Source organism: Aneurinibacillus sp. UBA3580 (assembly GCF_002375825.1).
GTDB lineage: Bacteria > Bacillota > Bacilli > Aneurinibacillales > Aneurinibacillaceae > Aneurinibacillus > Aneurinibacillus danicus.
The window spans coordinates 48691-52264 of sequence record NZ_DFMZ01000118.1; the positions used below are offsets into that span (position 1 = coordinate 48691).

A 3574-nucleotide genomic window follows, 5' to 3' on the forward strand; every position below is an offset into this window, starting at 1 on the left:
AAGGCGAAGGCCTTTTTCTTCTCCGGATCTTATTTCCTCTTTCCCTTCCTTCTTTCCTCATGATTTTCACAGAAAATGAGCATATCCTCTTTTTTCTCCCTATATATTTTAAAGAAAGCCATTTGAGGAGGGAGGATTTCTTCAGCATGCAGGACAATCAAGAAGCGATATTGACGTTTCCGGTGCAGCACTCCGTCTTTCTTTCCCCTGACCAGAGCGAAATTGAGCAGATTGATGAGATAGAATTAACGCCGCATATTCAAATCAAAGAAACGGCGGATGAAGTGATTGTGTCCGGATACTTAAAGCTGGAAGGAAAATATGCAGGCAAACCCCCGAAATTCCCGGATATCTCGCTTGATGATAACGAAGTTAAGGTAACCGGGTATGTGGATTCTGTTGTCTTTAATCCATTTGCTGTGGATCCGGATGATTTTGAAGACACAAGTGAATTCACCTCGTTTATGGAAAAAATTCCTGTGCACATCCGTATCGCACGCAGCAAAATTGAAGATGTGGAGCAAATCTACGCTTCTATTGTTTCGTTTGATTATGATATTCAGTCCGCGCGCAAACTCGGCGTATTTGCGGAACTGGCGTTAAACGGGGTGAAGAGCGAAGTATTCACAAATTCCAGTGCAGAGCAATCCTCGGAAATTCCGCTTTCGTTCGAGTATGCAGCTTCCAGAAAGGAAGAGGAGCAGGAGGAAGAGAGGGAGGAAGCCACGGAGTCGAATGAAGCCCCGGAATCAGATGAAGCGCGTCTGGAAGAGACGGAAGAGGAAGCAGTGAAAGAGCAGGAGCCTGTAGAAGAAGCTGAAGTGCAACCGGAAATTGAGCCTGTTGCATTCGAGCAACCGCAAGAGTCAGAGGAACAGAAAGAAACCCCAGCACCTATTCAAGAGACACCGGCATCTATCCAAGAAATACAGACAAATAAAGACGAAGACAAGGTTCAGGCAGCGAAAATCGAAGAAGAAAATCCGGTATCAATCCAAGAGATACGGGGAGAAGAAGATGAAGCACAAGTTCAAACAGCAAGGGTAGAGGATGCACCGGTACCGGTACAGGAAGTAACAGCGGAGAGCCAACCCGCACGAGAGAAAGGGACGACTGTGGATGAAGGGCAGGCACAGATAGAAGACACCGCTGAGCTTGAAGCGGAAAGAGAGGCGGCTTCATTCGAAGCAGAAGAGGGGGACGCTGCTCCGGCAGAGGAAGAGGGGACCGAGCCTGAAGCGGAAAAGGGTGGAGCAAAAGTATCCATTACGCTAAAAGGTACAAAACGGGACCCTGTAACGGTAACAACCTCCTTGCTATCATCGTATGCTCAGCGTGAAGAAAAAACGGAGGCTGATCCGGTAGACATAAAAAGAGTAGAAGAAATTCAGGAAGAAGAGCCGGCGAGAAGTGAAGAACCGGAAAAAGCAGAAATTTCAAGAAAAGAAGGTGCATTGTATTTAACGTCTTTTATGAAGCAGGATGCCGAAAAGTTCACACGCCTAAAAATGTGCATCACCCAGCAAGATGAAACGCTTGACGGCATCGCCGAGAAGTACAGCGTCAGTCCGGCTGACATCGCCGCAGCGAACGGATTGCACACGAATGCGACAGTGGCCAAAGGTCAGGTGTTGTATATTCCGGTAAAATCATAAAGTCAGAGGGAGAAAAAGATGAAGCCGCACGAAGAGATACTGCGCAGTCATCTGGAAGGATACCCCTTTATGATTCAGGAAGTAAAGCAGGCAGAGACAGGGTGGTACGCGCTGACTGACCGTGGAAAAAAGCGTATCATCTACTGTCCGGATGAGAATTTGCTGCGCTGGTCGCATAGATGGCGCGAGTACCTGGCCGATCAGGGAGTCAGGCAGGTAGAGCGCTATTTGACAACAAAGCAGAGGGAGCACTGGATTTCAGTTTCTGTCGGCTGCTATGCACTGTCCGATTATTGGGAACAGGATACTACGTGGTTTACGCATCCTTTTCTTCAGAAGGAAGGATATCAGGTGCTTGGAGAAACACTGGCGCGTATCCATGAATGTTTTGAAAGTATAGAGGAAGTATACCGGGGACGCTATCGCAAAAAAGGAATACTGAATGAAACAAGACTGAAAAATAGCTACCGCCATTTACATGCCGCCATGAAAGAGATGGAAAAAGAGACAATGAACGCGACGAATAAATGGCTGCTTTATAATCTTTTCCGTGTTGCGGAAAGAGTAAAAAAGGCGGAAGCATTGTACAGAGCAAGCGGGGTGGAAAACGATCAGACCCCGCTTTCGTTTGCCTATTTTCCTCTTTCTTCACTTGTATATTGGGAGGAAGCGTGGTATATAACGGGTCTGCATAATCCGGTCCTTGTGCCTCGCCATGAAGACACGCTTTCCATACTGGAACAAATTCATGAAACCGGCGGGAAAGAAGGTGTTCGCGTCTTTCTTTCCGCTTATGCCGGTAGACGTTCCATGCCTATTCGTGAGAGAAATTATCTGCTTGCATTGCTTTCCTATCCGCTGCCGGTTTTTTCGCGCCTTGAAAACATATCGGTTTTTGTGGAAGAAAAAGAGCGGATGGGAATCGATTTCCAGCTTCAAATCCGGCGTGAGCATCTGCTTCAATGTGTGCTGGAGACACAGGAGCTTTGCGGGGAGGCGTCCGGATGATGGAAAGGATGGAATGGCTGGCAAAACATTTGCTGTACGAATATGATTTATTCTTACACCAAATCGAAGAGCGGGGAAAAGACACCTGGAGAGTGGATACGAATCAAGGTGCTTTTCTGCTTAGGAGGATGTATGAACATCCGGTGCAGCTGTATTTTGTCGCTTCCTGGTTGCATTATTTATATGACAGGGGGATCAGGTCTATCATCCCTTTTTGTGTGACAAAATATGGAGAGCCATATGTTTTTGTATCGGGAGATCGTTATGCATTGAACCTATGGATCGAAGAAGCAGAGCCGATTCGGAGCGTGCCAGGCTGGGAAGCGCGCGTATTAAGAGAGGTGGGCCGCATTCACAAGGTAAGCCAGCAGGCGGGAGAGCGGTGGCGAGGATATGCACCGGTATCTCTTGAACAGGTTAAGCGGCGTTGGGAAGATAGCATCAATCGAATGACGGTCGTAGCAGAAGCGGCAGGGGGAGCAGGAAGGAGCATGGAGTTTGCACGGACGGTCAGAGGAAGCGTAGAGCAGATTTCATTGTTTACTGACCGGGCCATGCGCGGGCTGGCGGAGGTGGCAGTCAAACTCGAGGGAAAAGAGCTTGCGCGGGCGCTATGCCATGGACGGCTCTATCGCCGCAATGTAATTGTCGGAACAAGCCGAAAGCTGTATCTTACCCATTTTGAACACGCTAATTTTGATGTTCCGATCCGGGATTTGGCGATTTTTTTCCGCCGCTATGCGCCGTATTACGAGTGGAACATTCAAAAAGGGCAGGAGTGGCTGGCCGAATACGAAGCGGAGCGTCCGCTTACCTTAGAAGAGCGGCAGTTACTATCATGCTATTTACTCTTCCCGGAACGTTTGATGCAACTGGTATGGAGCCATATACGTGATTCGGAAGAGCAGCGG

The 3574-nt window shown here is 48.2% G+C and carries 3 protein-coding genes; all 3 read left to right on the forward strand.

The window, feature by feature from the left end:
- The first annotated feature begins 146 nt into the window (after positions 1–146).
- Positions 147–1655, forward strand: a complete 1509-nt coding sequence (locus B2899_RS16540; protein ID WP_170230100.1) for a LysM peptidoglycan-binding domain-containing protein — start codon at positions 147–149, stop codon at positions 1653–1655.
- Between the two features lie 18 nt (positions 1656–1673).
- Positions 1674–2663 carry a hypothetical protein gene (locus B2899_RS16545; protein WP_146808309.1) on the forward strand — a complete coding sequence of 330 codons (990 nt, stop codon included), beginning with the start codon at positions 1674–1676 and terminating at the stop codon, positions 2661–2663.
- Positions 2660–3574 (forward strand): hypothetical protein (locus B2899_RS16550; protein WP_286887229.1); only part of this gene is annotated, 915 nt, incomplete at its 3' end. The genes B2899_RS16545 and B2899_RS16550, both read left to right, overlap by 4 nt.